At 48.9% G+C, this 18,084-nt stretch carries 13 protein-coding genes; 6 read left to right on the plus strand and 7 right to left on the minus strand.

From position 1 onward, the window contains the following. Positions 1-773, plus strand: a 773-nt coding sequence (gene rarD / locus H6F98_RS24080; protein ID WP_192221261.1) for an EamA family transporter RarD, incomplete at its 5' end; no start/stop codon positions are given. Between the two features lie 56 nt (positions 774-829). On the opposite strand, the gene H6F98_RS24085 is transcribed toward rarD, so the two are convergent. Then, the gene (locus tag H6F98_RS24085; RefSeq protein ID WP_192221262.1) at positions 830-2,251 is read right to left on the minus strand and encodes an aldehyde dehydrogenase family protein; all 1,422 of its coding nucleotides are present in this window, start codon (positions 2,249-2,251) and stop codon (positions 830-832) included. Between the two features lie 428 nt (positions 2,252-2,679). Between H6F98_RS24085 and H6F98_RS24090 the strand changes: the two genes are divergently transcribed. The 3 genes from H6F98_RS24090 to H6F98_RS24100 all read left to right on the plus strand — a co-directional run bounded on the left by H6F98_RS24090 (position 2,680) and on the right by H6F98_RS24100 (position 5,046). After that, positions 2,680-3,066, plus strand: a complete 387-nt coding sequence (locus H6F98_RS24090) for a nuclear transport factor 2 family protein (RefSeq protein ID WP_192221263.1) — start codon at positions 2,680-2,682, stop codon at positions 3,064-3,066. A gap of 291 nt (positions 3,067-3,357) precedes the next feature. Then, positions 3,358-4,071 carry a glutathione S-transferase family protein gene (locus tag H6F98_RS24095; protein ID WP_192221264.1) on the plus strand — a complete coding sequence of 238 codons (714 nt, stop codon included), beginning with the start codon at positions 3,358-3,360 and terminating at the stop codon, positions 4,069-4,071. Between the two features lie 36 nt (positions 4,072-4,107). Beyond that, positions 4,108-5,046, plus strand: a complete 939-nt coding sequence (locus H6F98_RS24100) for an NmrA/HSCARG family protein (protein WP_192221265.1) — start codon at positions 4,108-4,110, stop codon at positions 5,044-5,046. Between the two features lie 56 nt (positions 5,047-5,102). Here H6F98_RS24100 and ilvD read toward each other — a convergent pair whose 3' ends face one another. From ilvD to H6F98_RS24125, 5 genes are all read right to left on the minus strand, one after another. Next, a complete protein-coding gene (ilvD, locus tag H6F98_RS24105) occupies positions 5,103-6,947 on the minus strand; it encodes a dihydroxy-acid dehydratase (protein WP_192221266.1) in 1,845 nt (614 codons plus the stop codon). A 215-nt stretch (positions 6,948-7,162) separates the two neighbouring features. Further along, entirely contained in the window at positions 7,163-8,503 is a 1,341-nt protein-coding gene (locus H6F98_RS24110; protein WP_192221267.1) for a leucine-rich repeat-containing protein kinase family protein, read from the minus strand. Further along, on the minus strand, positions 8,504-8,725 hold the full coding sequence (locus H6F98_RS24115) for a protein kinase domain-containing protein (RefSeq protein ID WP_313929936.1): 222 nt from the start codon (positions 8,723-8,725) through the stop codon (positions 8,504-8,506). It lies immediately after the preceding gene. A gap of 245 nt (positions 8,726-8,970) precedes the next feature. Continuing rightward, positions 8,971-9,894 (minus strand): ParB/RepB/Spo0J family partition protein, encoded by a 924-nt coding sequence (locus H6F98_RS24120; protein WP_192221268.1) that lies wholly within the window; start codon positions 9,892-9,894, stop codon positions 8,971-8,973. Further along, positions 9,891-10,655, minus strand: coding sequence for a ParA family protein (locus tag H6F98_RS24125; RefSeq protein ID WP_192221269.1), 765 nt, complete (start codon positions 10,653-10,655; stop codon positions 9,891-9,893). Before H6F98_RS24125 ends, H6F98_RS24120 begins: the two co-directional genes overlap by 4 nt. 272 nt (positions 10,656-10,927) lie before the next feature. On the opposite strand from H6F98_RS24125, the gene H6F98_RS24130 reads away from it, so the two are divergent. Further along, the gene (locus H6F98_RS24130) at positions 10,928-15,424 is read left to right on the plus strand and encodes an NACHT domain-containing protein (RefSeq protein WP_192221270.1); all 4,497 of its coding nucleotides are present in this window, start codon (positions 10,928-10,930) and stop codon (positions 15,422-15,424) included. A gap of 210 nt (positions 15,425-15,634) precedes the next feature. On the opposite strand, the gene H6F98_RS24135 is transcribed toward H6F98_RS24130, so the two are convergent. After that, on the minus strand, positions 15,635-16,609 hold the full coding sequence (locus H6F98_RS24135; protein WP_192221271.1) for a tyrosine-type recombinase/integrase: 975 nt from the start codon (positions 16,607-16,609) through the stop codon (positions 15,635-15,637). A gap of 733 nt (positions 16,610-17,342) precedes the next feature. Here H6F98_RS24135 and H6F98_RS24140 point away from each other — a divergent pair. Beyond that, the gene (locus H6F98_RS24140) at positions 17,343-17,897 is read left to right on the plus strand and encodes a recombinase family protein (protein ID WP_192221272.1); all 555 of its coding nucleotides are present in this window, start codon (positions 17,343-17,345) and stop codon (positions 17,895-17,897) included. Positions 17,898-18,084: the final 187 nt, after the last annotated feature.

The raw sequence follows: 18,084 nt of genomic DNA on the forward strand, positions 1-18,084 counted from the left end.
TCGAGGTGTTGAGCCACCGGATTCTCTGGTCGATGGTATTTCTCATCGGACTTTTGGTTTGGCAACGACGCACTTCCGAGTTCTGGGAAGTCTGGCGTTTTAAGAGAAAAGTGAGCTTCCTACTGATAACAGCCTTGCTGCTGACATTTAACTGGGGGCTTTACATCTACGGAGTCAACACCCAGCGAGTGGTAGAAACGAGCCTCGGTTATTTCATCAATCCTCTAGCCAATGTTTTACTGGGATATGTGGTGCTTCATGAACGCTTGCAGTGGGGGCAACAATTTGCCGTGTTATTGGCAAGTCTTGGGGTAGTAAATTTTGTCTGGCAACTGGGAACAGTGCCCTGGATTGCTCTGGGGTTAGCGTTTTCCTTTGCCTTCTATGGACTGGTACGGAAGCTTGTTTCCGTTTCACCGATGGTAGGACTGGCAGTGGAAACGCTGCTAGCTATGCCAGTGGCATTGGCTTTCATTGGATACCAAAGTGCGACAGGAACCGGGCATTTTTTTGCCAACCTGTGGCTCATGCTGTTATTGATGGGAGCGGGAATTGTCACTTCAATTCCGCTGTTGTGGTTCAACAATGCGGCAAAACGGTTGCGTCTATCGACCTTGGGGTTCTTCCAATACATTGCCCCTAGTTTGCAATTGTTGCTGGGAATTTTCTTGTATCACGAATCATTTTCTCGTACCCATGCCGTGACTTTTGGATCAATCTGGTTGGCTCTGCTCATTTACTCGACGACTTCATTTGTCAAGAAGAATCAGTAGTGCTGAACAGCACTTTTAATTCAGCCATAGACCCGATTAAAAACAATTACTCTAAATTATTGAGTATTAAACCACCAAGGGTCAGGAACCGACTCAGTTTTAACCAAAAAAGCTTTTTTACGCATAAATCGTTTGAGTGCAGCCGCCCCCATTCTCGAACCTCCCATGCCAGAAAATTTGAAGGCGTTTTTTTCTCCTTCATGTATTAATGCCGTTAATCCAGCGTCGTTGATGTTGATAGCACCAGCATCAATACATTGTGCTACTTTTAAGGCATCGGCTTGCGAACCGGCAAACACAGCCGCACTGAGTCCGTAGATGGTATCGTTGGCTAATGCGATCACCTCCTCAATCGTAGAAAATGGCATCATGGGCATAATCGGTCCGAAGGTTTCTTCCGCCATCACCTTCATGGAATGGTTAACTTGGCTAAGGACTGTAGGACGGCACCATAACCCCCCATCTAAGTCTTCAAGCTTGCCTCCGCAGTGAACAACCGCCCCCTTTTCAAGTGCATCAAGTAGGTGTTCGGCAATAATATCCGCTTGTCGTTCGGCAATAATGGGACCAATTTCTCCACTTTCAACAGACGGATAAGCCAGTTGCAGGCGTTGTGCTTTTTCTACCAGCTTCTGAGCAAATGACTCAAAAATAGATTCTGCCACGTAAATGCGCTCGATTGAGAGGCAAGATTGCCCAGTGTTGACGACTGAACCCCATAAGATTGCCGAGGTTGCCTTGTCTAAATCGGCTGACGATAAAACAATAGCCGGGTCTTTGCCTCCCAATTCTAAAAAAGCCGGAACGAACCGCTTAGCTGCTGTCTGTGCTACTTTTCGACCCGTAGCCACACTGCCAGTAAAGCAGACTAAATCCACACATTCAATTAACGCTTCCCCTATCTCGCCAGCCCCTTCAACATAGGCTAAAACATCTCGTAAATTGGGAACGGAGGCAATTGTTTCTACCAGGGGTTGAATGAAACGAGGCGCAATTTCGCTAGGTTTTACAACAACTGCACAACCTGCTAGTAAGGCGGGAATCATATCAATCGTAGAAAGCAACAGCGGAAAATTCCAGGGGCTGATGACACCAACTAAGGGATAAGGAACAAATTCCTGTTGCAGTTGGATAAAGGGAATTGCTGTTGCTTTTTCATCCTCTTTTGCCAACAAGTCTGGTGCTAAGCAACACCAGCGATCAATGCTGGAGATGAACGAGTCAATTTCAAGGATGGATACAGATAATCTGCCTGTGTCGCTTACTAAAGCTTTAGTAATCTCATCTTTTTTTGAGAGTATCACTTGTTTCCACTGTTGCAACGTCTCAATTCGCGGCTCTAAACCTCCCTGCTGCCAATCGATTTGAGCCTCGCGCAATCGGGTACACTGCTCAGTAAGCTGCTCGCATGTCGGCGGCGCAATCCAATAATCAATGTTTCCCGTTCGCGGGTTGCGAACTTCAATCTTTGCACCCATAGTTCAACTGATGCCCAACTTGGCTAAACGCTCAATAGTTTCTCGCTGAGGAAAGGATAAGTGTTTGCGCTCTATCTTACCTTCTCTTCCTAGTATTGGCAGGTAAAAGTGAGACGGGCGGTAGCTGTCTGCATACAGTTCAAAACGCTGTCGGCACATCTGAAACGGGCTAAAAAGAAGCGCCCAAAAATTCCTAGTGTTCAGCTACTTATCGCCTTCAACAAACTCCTCTAGGGATAGTTGGTGCTTCGAGGACTTAGCTTGATTTGGCGACGAAGTATAGGTACTCTAGCAAAACTCTGGCAAGATGAGCAATTGTCAGTATATTCTCGACACACAGGATCTGTACGTCTTCCAAAAGCTCTAGTTACAGAACCTGATTGAAAAGCCATAAAAGCGGTGCTCAGGAGATAGTTAAGAAGGGACAAATGCAACAAACGACAGTGGAAGTTGCTCATCAAGCCTTTTCGCACTTCACTCACGGTCTAGCAACAGGCGAGTGGAACCCATTCTTGGATATGCTTAGCGAAGATTTCACCTTTTGGTTTCCCGTCGGTTCCTACCACGGTTTGAATGTCGGAAAACACAGAGCTCGTGAATTCTTCGAGTATGCTTCTGAGGCTTTTAAGCCAGGGCTATCAGTCACGCTTGAGCGCGTTACCAGTAGTGAGACGACTGTTGTTTTCGAGTTCAGGGACGAGGGATGGCTGAGGGGAGAACCCTATAAAAACCGAATTGCCGTTTCTTTTGATGTTCGTGGAAACCAAATTTGTGCCTATCGGGAATACTTTGGCAGCGATGGTAAATCGAATTAAAAGGGGTACATCCCAATGAGAGCAAAAATACCGGAATGTGAGCGCTAATTGCTAGCCTTCAAGAAGGATACGTGTTTTATTTTTCCTTACTTTGCCTCGCCCTTGAATAATGGATAAGTGAGGTTATCTATAGTGTGGGGTTAGTTGCGGGGGAACGGCGACATTAATGTCGTTTCTGCCCGGATGCGCCAGTTATATACTTACGTCAATACCCTTGAGTGTTGATGGAGCGAACGCCAAAGTTTTCGGTCTACTGACCTTGACAAAAAGCGAGTGAATGGAGATTGACCGATGGACGAGACGACACCGTTAGTTTTTTACGCCAACCGCAACTGCCCGTATGCCCAGCGCAGTTGGATTACACTGCTTGAACTCTCGGTCGATTTTGAGTATCAGGAAATTTCGCTAGGCAAAGACAACAAAACCGAGTGGTTTTGCGCCCTAAATCCCAATGGAACCGTACCCGTAATCAAGCATGGGGAGACGGTAGTCTACGAATCGTTGGTGGTCAACGAGTACTTGTGCGAAGTGTTTGGCGGCAAAGGGGTGACTCTGATGCCATCACAGCTAGCCGCACGAGCGCGAGCAAGGATACTCATGACACGCTGTGACTCCAAGTTGGTCAAGCTCTCCTACAGCTACCTTTCTCACAAACGTACAGAAGACGCGGCTAAAGATGACCAGCTACGGGCACACTTAGAGGAGGAACTCCTCCTTCTCGATGCGGCTATTGAAGCTTCGGGTGGTCCATACTTTTTGGGAGAAACCGTAAGCCTTGTGGACATTGCCTTCATGCCCTTCTTTGAGCGGATGAACGTGGCGCTGTCTGCCTGGAAGGACTTTGAAATTGAAAATTCGGCGCGAGTACACCTCAACACTTGGCTGGAGGCAATGTCAAACCGAGAGACATACAGACAAACGCGCCTGTCGCCAGAGCGCATCAAAGAATTGTACTCTCAATTTCTCAATGTGGACTACTTCAAGCGCGTAGGCGTAGCCCTATGAAAACCTGACCCAACTGTTGATTGGTGCAATTTTAGTATGAACCACTCGTCAGATTCCTCTAGTGAGACAAAGATAAAAGTTGGCAAAGTTCTGCTGATTGGTGTGACGGGAGGTACAGGCGCAAATGTAGTTAAAGGATTTCTCGAACAAAATGTGAGTAACCTACGTGCCATTACTCGCCAAATTGACCTTGAGCGTCCTTCTCTATCCAGGTTGACTCATGCAGGCGTTGAACTGGTTGAAGCTGACCTAGATGATGAGAATTCACTCTCAGCCGCTTTTTCCGGGATTAAAGCCGTTTACTGTCATGCTACCTCTGGGGACTATGCTTCGCCCGATCCACGAGAAATTGAACGGGCGAAGCGAGTTGCACAAGCGGCGAAGCAAGCTAACATTAGCCACTTCGTTTATAACTCCTCCGGTGGGGTAGAGCGGAATTCTGGCATCAGCCACATTGAGCAGAAGTACAAAGTAGAGCAAATCCTCAAACAGACTGGCTTGCCAACCACGATGCTGCGAGCAAGCCTTTTCATGGAAGAGTTTTGGAAGCCCTATACGCGACCGTCCATTATAAAGGGTTCCTTTCCCTTCTCTGTTCAGCCTGACAAGCCTTTACACCTGATCACAACAAAGGATATGGGGCGCGTTGCTGCCTACGTGATGCAGCATCCCTCGAAGTATATTAGTCGAGAGATTGAGTTAGCCGGAGATGTGTTGACCCCAAAACAGATGGCGGAGGAATTTTCAAGAGTCCAGGGAAGACCAGTCGTCCACAAAGAAATTCCTCCCTGGATATTTTTACTTCTATTTCGCAAGCAACTGTTCGATCTCATTCAGTGGTATCGCCATCAGGGCTATCAAGCCGATGTTAAGCACCTGCGCGAAGAGGAGTTTCCCAGACTCCTGACTACCTTTAGAGAATTTCTAGAAGAAACCAACTGGGCAAACGAAGAACTTACCTACGAGGACTTTTGACTTGTGTGTTGGCTGAAGCTCGGCTCATTTTCATCCCAAGTCTTCTGCGTATTTTTCTATTCGAGCATTTCCAGGTTTCGTACCGCGCCTTGATCCGCACTAGTCGCCAGCAGTGCATAAGCCTTGAGCGCCGCACTCACCCGACGCTGACGGGGCTGTGTCGGCTTCCAGGCATCTTTGCCCAACGCTTCCATTGCCACACGACGGTTGGCTAATTCCTCTGCCGATAGCTCCACATTGATGCGGCGATTGGGGATGTCGATTAGGATGCGATCGCCACCCTTGACCAGAGCAATGTTGCCACCCGCCGCTGCTTCCGGAGAGGCATGACCAATCGAGAGACCCGAAGTCCCGCCTGAGAAGCGACCATCGGTCAACAAGGCACAAACCTTGCCCAGACCTTTGGATTTAAGGTAACTGGTCGGATAGAGCATTTCTTGCATCCCAGGCCCACCGCGCGGACCTTCATAGCGAATAATCACCACCTCGCCCGGTTCCACCTCATCGTTGAGAATTCCTTTGACAGCGGCATCCTGACTTTCATAAATGCGGGCTTTGCCTTCAAACACATGAATACTTTCATCTACGCCGGCCGTCTTCACAATACAACCGCGCTCAGCCAGGTTGCCGTATAGCACAGCCAGTCCACCCTCGATGCTGAAGGCGTGTTCGATATTGCGGATACAGCCGTTTTCCCGATCCAGGTCGAGTGAGGGCCAACGGGTCGATTGACTGAACGCCTGCTGAGTTGGAATCCCCGCAGGACCCGCCTTGAAGAAGGTGTGGACGGCTTCGTCATCAGTACGCATGACATCCCAGCGAGCGAGTGCTTCTTTGAGCGTCTTACTGTGAACCGTTGGCACGTCCGTGTGGAGCAATCCGGCACGCTCCAACTCGCCGAGAAGGCCGGGAATGCCGCCAGCACGGTGGACATCCTCGATATGGTAATTGGGGGTGTTCGGTGCCACCTTGCAAAGTTGGGGAACCTGGCGTGAGAGGCGATCGATATCGGACAAGGTGAAATCGACACCGGCTTCATGAACAGCGGCTAGCAAGTGGAGAATCGTGTTGGTCGAGCCGCCCATAGCGATGTCCAGCATCACGGCATTTTCAAACGCTTTGACACTGGCTATGGAGCGCGGCAGTACCGAGTCATCATCCTGCTCGTAGTAGCGACGGGTAATGCTGACAATGGTTCGCGCCGCGTTGAGGAACAGATCCTTACGGTCGAAATGGGTCGCGAGTACAGTGCCGTTGCCCGGTAAGGAGAGACCAATCGCCTCGGTGAGACAGTTCATAGAGTTGGCGGTGAACATACCGGAGCAAGAGCCACAGGTCGGGCAGGCGGAACGCTCATACTCTTCGACAACCTCGTCGCTGATACTGTCGTTCGCGGCAACCACCATAGCATCCACCAAGTCCAGTTTGTGGTCTGCGAGCTTCGTCTTGCCCGCTTCCATGGGACCGCCGGAGACAAATACTGTAGGAATGTTGAGACGCAAGGCGGCCATCAACATACCGGGGGTGATTTTGTCACAGTTGGAAATGCAGACCAGGGCATCGGCACAATGGGCGTTGACCATATACTCGACCGAATCGGCGATAATTTCGCGCGAGGGCAGACTGTAGAGCATCCCGTCATGGCCCATGGCGATGCCATCGTCCACAGCGATGGTGTTGAATTCCTTGGCGACACCACCGGCGGATTCAATCTCACGGCATACCAATTGACCCAGATCCTTGAGGTGAACGTGGCCAGGTACGAATTGGGTAAAGGAGTTGGCGACGGCAATGATGGGCTTCTCGAAATCCTCGGTGTGCATTCCGGTGGCACGCCAGAGCGCACGGGCACCCGCCATATTGCGTCCCTGGGTGGAGGTTTTGGAGCGATAGGTCGGCATGGTGCCTCCGATTCGTCTAAGGGTTCTTAATAGTCTAAACTTTATGGTTGTGTCACAAAAACTTCGAGAGTGACAAACGCTCTGTGTCAATCGAGCGTGCGAGCGCTAAAGTTACCTGCCTAAGTGATGGAGCTGACTTGAAGAATGCCGATCTCAGTAAGGCTGCAATAACACTAACTTGTCACCTAGTCATTTAATTAGTCATTGTCAAATTGTTAGGCTGTGCCATAAACCTGTCGCTCAACACTAGTCAAACGCTCGCTGATTTCTGTAAACTGAGGACGCTGTGATAAAACTGGCTTGAGACACTCTTGCTGTAAGCAACGAAGACTCTCCACTGCTTTATAGTGCAAAGACGACTCCTGGAGTGTGCAACGGTCTAACATATCCTCAAGTAAGCACCCAAACGCCCTCACCTCTAATCGTTCTAGCGCTTGCGCTATCACCCCATCACTCTTGTCATATTTAGAGGCGGCTCCAAAGTCTCCCAGCAAACTCTGACCCGTTTCATCCACCAGAATATTATGAGCATAGAGATCACCATGCATGAGGCCTTTGGCATGAAGGTGTGCCGCCGCCGAGGCAATGCCCTGAGCAATGCGTAAAATGACAGGCAAAGAGAACGAGGTGGAAGCACTGTAGGTATCTCTTGTGCAGGTGTCAAAGTCTGGCGGCTGCCCTAAGTTTTTGTAATGGGGAGGGATGAGCGAAAACACAAGCCCAAGTTTCTCCTGGGGTTCGTTGCTGAGCTTGCCTAGCACGTTAACTTGATTGTCATGGTACCCAGCCGCCAAACTTGCCGCCATTTCATCAGCCGGTAACCCGTCACTGGTGATCTCACCCTTGAAGATCTTGATTGCCACCTCTTGTTGGGCAAGCTGGGTTGTCCAAAGCCCCTGATAAATCACCCCACTCGCCCCTTGCCCAAGGATTTCCCCCAGCGTCAGCTCGGTCCAATCAATGTCTGGAAGCACTGGCTTTGTCATAGCGTCTCTATTACACAAGGGGTTGCCAGCATAAGCCAGCCAAGACAGGCGAGGCAGGGTGAACAACCAGGGGGGCAGCGCCGTGAGCTGATTCGCCGAAAGCCGTATGAGTTCCAATTTCTTGCAAGAAGCCATTGACTCGGGGAGCGACTGGAGCCGATTGCCAGCCAGCATCAGCTTTTGCAAATGGCTCAAGCTACCAAGGGAAGCGGGTAGCTTCTCAATTTTATTGTTGGTGAGAATCAGCCAGCGGAGCGAGTACGGTAGGGCTTGCTCGCCAACACTCGCAATCTGGTTGGATTTAAAACTCACTATCTTGAGGTCAAGGCAGTGTGAAAGAACGGAGGGAATTTCCTCAAAATCATTGTTGGTCAAGAAAACAATTTTGAGGTTCTTTAATCGTTCAAACTCATCGGGTAAGGTTTTTAAATGGTTATTCGATAGATCCAAGATTTCTAAGGAATCGGCAAGAGCATAAATCTCTGAGGGAAATTGAGTGAGTCCGCAAGATATATTGAGTCGTTTGCTCCCGGCTAACTCTCCAGAGCGAAGCAAGTCTAGGGTTTCCATTTAATGAGAAAGTAGCTCCGTGTCATGAATATTGTTAAAAGAAATGCCGTCTCTCATCCTTCCCAATAAAATATTGCTGGGCTTGATGTCTCGGTGAATAACAGGTGGTTGCCGAGTGTGCAGGTACATCAGGATTTCTAGCAAAGCTTTGGCTAACTGTTTAACCTCAGCTTCGCTAAACGTGCGTCCAGCTTCATTGCCCAACATAGCTGAACCCTTCATCCATTCAGAGTGATCACGATCACTTGCCGTCGCTGGTTAGTGTGAGCGAGGCGAGTCCGAACTATTTTGTAGTCTTGTAATATTGTGAGTATCGGTTAATTGCGGTTAGATGACCTAAAGCCAAACTAACTGCAACGGAAATATAACAGATATAACAAATAAACTCTAGAATCTAGCCACGTTCCCAAGGAAGCAATCGCACCTCGTAAGACCAAAACGATTCAAGGAAAAAAAGAGATCTACCTTTACGCCTTAGAGAGCAACGCTTCAATCTGACCCAGCAAAGATTCCAGTTTCTTACGCTTTTTCGGGTCATCCCAGACTTTCTGCTTCTTAGCCAATTTATAAGTGGCTCCCATCCGCTCAGCTAGAGTGGGAGGTTCGCTTGTCGGCACTTGAGCTTCTTTGACCCGCTCTCGAATTCGACTCAAGGACAGGAAATCATAAATCGCATCGTCTAACAGACGATGACGTTCAGCTTCGTCTTTAACTTGTGCTATGGCTTTCGCCTTAGTGTACTCAAGGCGACCAGCCCGTAGAGCTTCCAGAATGTCAGCCGGCAGTTTGAGCAGTGGGAGGCGAGTTCGGACAAACGACTGCCAGTTCATTCGCCCCAAGGAAGCAAACACCTGCTCGATCGCTTCGGTTTCCTCCTTACCCGAAACATTTCGGGTAACTTTCCCTTTCGCTTCATTTTCCAGCCGGTAAAGCTTCGAGGTGACATCCTCTAACTCACACTCCAATCGGAAAGCCAAAAGGCTAAGTATCCCTTCCGTCTCCTCAACCGGATTGAGGTCTTCCCGCTGCAAATTTTCCACGAGAGCATACTGAACCGCCTGGTCATCCGTCATTACCCGAACCGTCACCGGCACTTCGGTTAATCCAGACTCAAGAGCCGCCCGATAGCGTCGCTCTCCCGCCACCACCTCATACTTCTCATCTACAGGTCGAACAAGTAGGGGTTGGAGAATCCCTTCGCTCTTCACCGACTCCACCAAAGACTGCATCGCTTGGGGGTCAAAGTAGCGGCGAGGCTGATTTGGAGGCAAGATAATTTTGTCGAGGTCAACGGTGGAAGGAACTGTTGGGTCTTCCTCTTCACTAAATAGAGCCACATTCTTAAGCTTTGAGCGGTCAGCTGGCGGTTGGGTACGTTGTCGGGGACTCATAGTAAACACTCCAATTGCTGGGCAATCTCATCAAAAAGGCGTAAGATAACTTGATTTTTGTTAGGGCAAAGCGCTAAAGGCTTTCCATACTCAGCTGCTTCCGCCACCGCTGTCGCACGGGGCAGTGGGGGAAATATCGGTGCAAGGCTTGAGAGTTGTTCTGAAATCGACTGTAAGGTGCGCTGGTCGAGAGAGTTACTCGCACTGTACATCGTCGGGAAAAACCCCGCGAACTTGAGGGTTCGGTTGAGCTTGCGCTGTACTCGCGCCACCGTCTTCAACAGCGAGTCAGTCCCCTTCAAAGCTTTGAACTGACACTGAATCGGGACTAAGACATGAGTCGAGGCCACGAGGCTAATTTGACTCAATATCCCTAAGCTGGGGGGACAATCAATCAAGATGAAGTCGTAGTTAGGCAACAGGGGAGCCAGCACTTCTTTCAGCCGAAACTCTCGGAGTTCAGCAAAGATTAGTTCTTGTTCCGCATTCGCCAGGTCAATATTAGCCGGAGCTAAATCCATACCCTGCAAGTTGGAGTGGAGCGCTATCGGCTCCTCTTCAAGAGACACTAGGGCATCGTATAGCGTTTTCTCTAAATCCGCAGGCTCCAACCCCATGAATGTCGTCAAGGAAGCTTGCGGGTCCATGTCTACCAATAAAACCTTATGACCGCGTTGGGAAAGGTGATAGCCAAGGTTTTGGGTGAGCGTTGACTTGCCAACGCCTCCCGCTTGATTGAACAGTGAAATAACAACAGTCAACGATCGCCGTACCGAGTGTTCCTGCTCAGACTATACCTCTATTAGTGAACAAAAAGAATACAGAAGTGGCTGTGTTCAGGAGTTCAGGAGAATTATGAATCCAGCCTAAGAAGAATTTAGAGCCGAATAGCAGCAATCGCCAGAATCTTGCCAATGTCCCCTTAATACAAGCGATTAGGAGGGATGACTGACTCGCCAACTCGACCCAGAGGTTTGCATAATAGCGGTTAAGCCTTCATATCGCCGAAAGTCCTTTTACCAAGGAACGCCCTGTGATACCCATTAGTCTTGACTCATTAATTAGCGCCATTACCGGAGTTGCCAGTCCAACCGCTTTGATAAAGGACAAGCTTCAGCGCAATGAGACAGTCATCAAATTACTCAAGAAGTTTAACCTCGACCCAGAGCATCCACCCGCTGATTTCAGCGGAGTCTACGCCTACGCTCTTGTTGAGTACGGTGTTGGCAAACCTAAGCCAATTCTTGAACTTTTTCGGCAAAACGAGATTCAAAAGATTTTTCGCAAGGCGTTAGACCAAAATAATCCTTCAATTCTTCTCAAAGAAGGCGAAGCATTTCTTGATACATATGCCTTGGGGGATGAAATCCGAGACTTGGGAATTGACCCTCGTCGAGAATTTGCGGCTTTGGCGGCAGTGTTTATCGAGGTGGCGAAGCGCACCCGGACACCCGCTGAAGTTCTCACCAATCAGCAGATAGGCTCCTTACATAAAAACTTAAGAAATATCCAAGAACGGTTAGATAGACTACCTACACTAGAGGGAATTCGCACAGAAATTGCTCGGTTAGCGGCACAGGATTATCCAGCACTGCAAGCGGCTTCCCCCTCAACTGATATAAATTGCAGGGCATTTGTATTAGCTCAGCAGATGAGAGGCTGGTTTGAAACCTTAGGCTATCGCTTTGAGCGGTATGAGGTTTGGGAAGATACCTATTTTGAGTGGATTATCAACATCCCAGTACGGCGGAATCGGTACGATCGCATTCTCGTGCGGGGTATTGAGGGTGAGGCAGGAATCAGGGATGTAGCGGCGTTGCGAGATTCGGTGGAGGAGCAACGAACCGATGAAGGATGGTTAGTGACGGCACGGCGCATTTCACGGGCAGCGCGTGATGAAGTGGATAAGGAGGAAAATCATCACCTGGGCTGCTACACCTTCGATGAACTCCTCGATCAGGATGCTGAGTTCAGTGGCTATCTCGACTGGTTGGAAGAAGAGGTCAAACGCCGAGACATTGAGACAAAGTATGTTCCGCTTGCCTGCACGAAAGAAGAGTTTGACCCCGTTACCAAGCGCAGGTTAGCCGTCAGTCGCTACGATGAGCGTGACGGTTGGATTAACGGTTACATCGACCTCTGGCTTGATGACCCAGCTAAAGAGCATATCTCGATTCTGGGAGAATTCGGCACGGGCAAGACGTGGTTCGCCTTCCATTATGCTTGGACAGCACTGCAACGCTATCGCGATGCCCAAAAACGTGGCGTTGAACGCCCTCGCCTACCCTTAGTTATCCCCTTGCGTGACTATGCCAAGGCAGTAAGTGTTGAGTCTCTATTTTCAGAATTCTTCTTTCGCAAGCATAAGCTACCCATACCTCACTACGAAGCCTTTGAGCAACTCAACCGCATGGGTAAGCTGCTACTGATTTTCGATGGTTTCGATGAGATGGCAGCTAAGGTCGATCGCCAAGCAATGATTAACAACTTTTGGGAGTTAGCGAAGGTAGTGGTGCCGGGGGCTAAGGTCATCCTGACTTGTCGCACAGAGCATTTTCCAGAGGCGCAAGAAGGACGGGTGCTGCTCAATGCTGAATTGCAAGCTTCGACGGCTGCTCTAACTGGCGAAACACCTCAGTTTGAGGTGCTGGAACTGGAGAAGTTCAACGATGAGCAAATCCGTCAGGTGTTGTCGTTCCAAGCCCCAGCCGCAACAGTCGAGGATGTGATGGGAAGTTCCCAACTGTTGGATTTAGCTCGCCGTCCGGTGATGACGGAGTTAATTCTGGAAGCGCTGCCGGATATTGAAGCGGGTAAACCTGTCGATATGTCGCGGATTTACCTGTATGCGGTGCGACGCAAGATGGAAAGAGATATTAGAGCGGAACGCACGTTTACTTCGTTGGCAGACAAGCTCTACTTTTTGTGTGAGCTGTCGTGGGAGATGCTGTCAAATGACCAGATGAGTATCAATTATCGCCTTTTCCCTGAACGCATTCGTCGATTATTCGGTTCGTTTGTTCGAGAGGAAAAGGACTTAGACCACTGGCATTTTGACATGATGGGTCAGACGATGCTCATCCGCAATTCTGAGGGGGATTATACTCCGGCTCATCGATCACTGTTGGAGTTCTTTGTTGCCTATAAGTTTGCGGCTGAACTGGGGGCGTTGGCTTCAGATTTTACGGACTTGGCAATAGCACAGTCGCATTTAGATGAAGGCACTGCGTCCTTAAGTTACACTTGGTCTTCCTATTTTCGGCGTCAAATGGATGAGGCAGGGAGGATTGTGCCTATTGCGCCTCTTAGGGCATTTGCAAGTGAATCTCTAGCGCAGGTTCGCAATACGTTTGGACAAGCGCCGTTGACCAAGGCGGTTATGGATTTAATCATCCCAATGCTTGATATTCAATCCTCCTCTCCCCCTGCTCCCCCTGCTCTCCTCGAAATTCTAGAAGCAACACGAGGCAAAAGTGAAGAGGAGGTAGGTTATGTTGGGGGGAATGCGGCGACACTGCTAGTGAAGGTTGATAAGGGTACGCTTGAAGGGAAAGATCTCAGCCGTAGTGTAATTATCGGCGCTGATTTTACTAAGGCCAGCCTGCGCCGTGTCAATTTTATTGAGGCGAATCTAGCTGATTCTGTTTTTACTAGAGTCTTGGAAAGTGTCTGGTCAGTGGCATTTAGTCCAGATGGCAAGCTTTTAGCTATAGGTGATAGTAATGGCTTAGTTCAGCTATGGGAAGCTGCCAGTGGAAGAGAAGTTTTGTCCTGTAAAGGGCATAGCAATTGGATACGTTCAGTCGCCTTCAGTCCTTGTGGTGAGATGGTTGCTAGTGGCAGTTCTGACCATACTGTCAGGCTATGGAATATTCGCAACGGTGAATGCCTAAACATCTTGCAGGGACATACCAATCAGGTTTTGTCAGTCGCCTTCAGTCCTTGTGGTGAGATGGTTGCTAGTGGCAGTTCTGACCATACGGTGAGGTTATGGGATATCCGCAACAGTGAATGCCTGAACAGCTTGCAGGGACACACCGATTGGGTACGTTCAGTTGCCTTCAATCCTTCTGGCAAGATGCTTGCCAGCGGTAGCGATGATACAAAGGTGAGGTTATGGGATATCCACAAAGGTAAATGCTTGAACATTTTGCAGGGACACATGGCTGAGATAAATTCAATCGCCTTCAGTCTTTCTGGTGAGAAACTTGCCAGTAGCGCAGACCAAACAGTGAAGCTATGGGATGTCAGCAGCGGTCAATGCCTCAAGACTTTACAGGGTCATAGTAAGCGGATCAACTCAGTAACCTTCAGTCTTTCTGGTGAGAAACTTGCCAGTGGTAGCGCAGACCAAACAGTGAAGCTATGGGATGTCAGCAGCGGTCAATGCCTCAAGACTTTACAGGGTCATATTAATTGGGTATTTTCAGTCGCTTTCAGTCCTTCGGGTGAAATGCTTGCCAGTAGTAGTTCTGACCATACTGTAAGGCTATGGGATGTCAACAGTGGTCAATGCCTCAAGACTTTACAGGGTCAGTCTAATTGGGTATCTTCAGTCGCTTTCAATCCTTCTAGTGAGACGCTTGCCAGTAGTAGTTCTGACCATGCTGTAAGGCTATGGAATATCCGCAACGGTGAGCGCTTGAAAACTTTGCAGGGTCATCGCAATTGGGTAAACTCAGTTGCCTTCAGCCCTTCTGGTGAGATGCTTGCTAGTGGTAGTGATGACCATACGGTGAGGTTATGGGATATCCGTAGCGGTGAATGCTTTTACACTTTGCAGGGGCATAAGGATGCGGTACATTCAGTCGCCTTCAGTCCTTCTGGTGAGGTGCTTGCCAGTGGTAGTGCTGACCAAACAGTGAGGTTATGGGATATTCGCAGCGGTGAATGCCTTTACACTTTGCAGGAGCATAAGGATGCGGTACGTTCAGTCGCTTTCAGTCCTTCTGGTGAGGTGCTTGCCAGTAGTAGTGCTGACCAAACAGTGAGGTTATGGAATAGTCGCAGCGGTGAATGCCTTTACACTTTGCAGGGGCATAGGGATTGGGTACGTTCAGTCGCTTTCAGTCCTTCGGGTGAGATGCTTGCCAGTAGTAGTTCTGACCAAACAGTGAGGTTATGGGATATTCGCAGCGGTGAATGCCTTTACACTTTGCAGGGGCATAGGAATTGGGTACGTTCAGTCGCTTTCAGTCCTTCGGGTGAGATGCTTGCCAGTGGTAGTTCTGACAACACAGTGAAGCTATGGGGTATCCGCAACGGTGAATGCCTAAACACCTTGCAGAGACATACCAATCAAGTTTTGTCAGTTGTCTTTAGTGTGGATGGTATGACCCTTGCCAGTGGTAGTGCGGATGAAACAATTGAGCTTTGGGATGTCAAAACAGGTGAATGCCTAAAAACACTGACAGACAGACCTTATGAGAGCATGAATATTATGAGCGTTACGGGTTTAACGGAAGCAGAGAAAGCCACGCTCAAAGCTTTAGGGGCGGTAGAAGATGGCGACGTTGTAGAGATGCAATGAATTGTGTCTTGTGCGATCGCGTCTTGGCAAGAGAGTTAGTGAGCTGACGAGCCACGCACTCTTTAAGTAGTTGCACAGAATTAATTACACAAGATTTGGGCTAAAATTTTTGCCTAGTAAAGAATCAGTGTGTAATTAATTTTGTTTGGTTACTTATTTGCCCCGACTCTTGATCCGTTTGTACATCACAAAATTTCAGATGAGTGCTGTTCATTCTCCTTGAGCCTCTCTACTCCTATTAATATGAATCTCTAACCGCTCCACCGCCATTCGCTTAGTCTCCTCTCCTCGACGGTCATATTTAGCCGTTGTTACCGGACTGGAATGCCCCACCAGTTTCGCTACCGTAACAATATCAATTCCAGCATCAAGCAAATCCGAGCAAAACGTTCTCCTGAAATCATGAGGAGAGAACGAAGTCACTCCAGCTTCTAGAGCGCGTTTGCGAACAATCATCAGCACCGCCTGGGGAGTCATGTGTCGCTTGAGTAGCCGTCGCCCCTTGGTGACGGGATACAATAACGCTCCGGGTTCATTGCCCCGGAGCGGCAGCCAATCACTCACCAACTCACACGCCGAAGAAGGAAGATACACCGTCCTGTCTTTACCCCCTTTGCCGCCCCGAACTTCCAAAGCCCTAGCATCAGCGTTGAAGTCCCGTAACTCCAAGTGAACCACCTCTGCTCGCCGCAACCCCGCTCCCCTTAAAATCGCCATCAAGGCAGCATCTCTCTTTCCCGCCGGAGTTGGGTCTTTAAGGCAAACCTCAAACAAAGCCGTAATCTCGGCAGCACTCAAAGCACGACCTCTAAGTTTAGTCGTCGTCTTTATTTTCGGTAAGTCCACAGCCTTGGCATAGTCAGTCGCCTCCATCAAATCCAGTCTCACCGCTTCGGAGAGTACCCGCCTCAAGGCACACATCATCTTTCTCGCCGTCGCCGGCGAGTGTTGCTCTGAAAGTGCCGTCTGAACTGCCGCCGTATGCTGATACCGTAGTGCTGCCCAGTCCAAGCTCATCGCCTCACACTGACCATCAGTAAGAAGAGAAGCGATCGCATCAAGAGCCTGCCGCATCGTCGAGCGAGAGCCAGGAGCTATTAGGGCAAGGTAAACCGCCGCTGGGTGCTGAGTAAGCGGCAGCGGATTAGAGAGCGCTAAAGATTTAGCGCCGAGGGGGAGACCCATAAAGTTATCAGAACAGCAATTCTAAAAAGTTATTATGTCATAGAGTACGCTCACAATTTCTGTAGATTCGACCTCAAAGCCGCTGCGCTACACTCAACTGAAACAGTGTTATCAGTTGTTGTTTTGTCAGGGATTGCACAATACCCATACTTAATCTCTTGCCCTAGGCGACACCGATGTCGTGTCATCTGCGTAACCGATGACGAGGAAGAGGGCAATCGGTAATTATTGCCGATTTGCTGCCAAGCCATCAATGCCTAACAGGTCTCTGTAGTGTATATCGAGTACACTACAGCGCTAGTGTGCGCCCCAAAAACTTGGAGTGAGGGCAGTTTCATGACAGAGATGAGAGTGACGAGTTTTTGGTACAGAGATAGAGGCTGTAGTGCCGTTTTGAAGGCGAGGTGCGAAGCTAAACCAGAAATGGGGGGTTTTCTAATACGCCAACCCTCCTGTCACTCGATAGCACTTTTACAGAAACTTCCCTTTTTACAAAAGCACTACATGTAAATAGGGTTTGGTAAAAAATGTAAATAGTAGTATCACAAAACTTATTTCCCCTCATCCTCTCAAAAACGGTCGTTTCTGAGAAACCCCTCCCAATCCCTTACTAGTGCACCACAACACCCCAACTCCGTTCTCACAATTCATTCTCACAATCAAATTATCAAAACTCCTGATAAGATAAGTTTTGATAGAATCATCAGAATAACTTTGTAGTTACAAGATAATAATGCTTATTGGGTATGCCAGGGTTAGTACTCCTGCACAGTCACTAGATTTACAAGTTGATGCTTTAGTCCAAGCAGGTTGTGATAAAAAGAAGATTTTTACTGATATCGCCAGTGGCTCGAAAACCGCTAGACCCGGACTGGATAAAGCCCTCGACTACGCCAGAGAAGGTGACATCTTGGTGGTATGGAAATTAGACCGCCTGGGTCGCTCATTGGGGCATCTCATTGAAGTCGTGAAGGGATTGAGCGACAGGGGCATTGGGTTCAAAAGCATCCAGGAGAGCCTGGATACCACCACTAGCGGCGGGAGACTAATTTTTCATGTGTTCGGAGCGATCGCAGAATTTGAACGAGACTTAATTCGTGAACGCACCAACGCCGGACTAGAAGCTGCCAGGGCTAGGGGAAAGAAGGGAGGTCGCAAAAGAGCCTTGACAGATAAGCAAATCAGCATTGGAAAGTCCTTGGCAGCAGACAAAAGCCGCAGCATCTCTGATATTTGCCAGACACTTAAAATTTCCCCCGCGACTTATTATCGTTATATTCACCAATAGGAGAATTAGAGAGTGCTCGTGAAAGAAAACACAGTTGATGCTCTCACTGTCTGACTAAACAATGGAAATGGAGCCTTGCCGAAGGTAGAGTTTTTCAAGTTATTACAGCAATTAGGTCTTGGCGTACATTTTTATTCGGCTGCTACTTACTCCCTAGTTAAGCTTGAGTCAGAATTAGCGCACACTT

The sequence above is a fragment of the Microcoleus sp. FACHB-SPT15 genome (assembly GCF_014849525.1).
Taxonomy (GTDB): Bacteria; Cyanobacteriota; Cyanobacteriia; order Cyanobacteriales; family Coleofasciculaceae; genus Symplocastrum; species Symplocastrum torsivum.

Excerpts from the sequence above, each read along its gene's own strand:
- H6F98_RS24085 (WP_192221262.1), bottom strand. The coding sequence starts at position 2,251 with ATGGGTGCAAAGATTGAAGTTCGCAACCCGCGAACGGGAAACATTGAT.
- H6F98_RS24090 (WP_192221263.1), top strand. The coding sequence starts at position 2,680 with ATGCAACAAACGACAGTGGAAGTTGCTCATCAAGCCTTTTCGCACTTC.
- H6F98_RS24095 (WP_192221264.1), top strand. The coding sequence starts at position 3,358 with ATGGACGAGACGACACCGTTAGTTTTTTACGCCAACCGCAACTGCCCG.
- H6F98_RS24100 (WP_192221265.1), top strand. The coding sequence starts at position 4,108 with ATGAACCACTCGTCAGATTCCTCTAGTGAGACAAAGATAAAAGTTGGC.
- ilvD (WP_192221266.1), bottom strand. The coding sequence starts at position 6,947 with ATGCCGACCTATCGCTCCAAAACCTCCACCCAGGGACGCAATATGGCG.
- H6F98_RS24110 (WP_192221267.1), bottom strand. The coding sequence starts at position 8,503 with ATGGAAACCCTAGACTTGCTTCGCTCTGGAGAGTTAGCCGGGAGCAAA.
- H6F98_RS24115 (WP_313929936.1), bottom strand. The coding sequence starts at position 8,725 with ATGAAGGGTTCAGCTATGTTGGGCAATGAAGCTGGACGCACGTTTAGC.
- H6F98_RS24120 (WP_192221268.1), bottom strand. The coding sequence starts at position 9,894 with ATGAGTCCCCGACAACGTACCCAACCGCCAGCTGACCGCTCAAAGCTT.
- H6F98_RS24135 (WP_192221271.1), bottom strand. The coding sequence starts at position 16,609 with ATGGGTCTCCCCCTCGGCGCTAAATCTTTAGCGCTCTCTAATCCGCTG.
- H6F98_RS24140 (WP_192221272.1), top strand. The coding sequence starts at position 17,343 with ATGCTTATTGGGTATGCCAGGGTTAGTACTCCTGCACAGTCACTAGAT.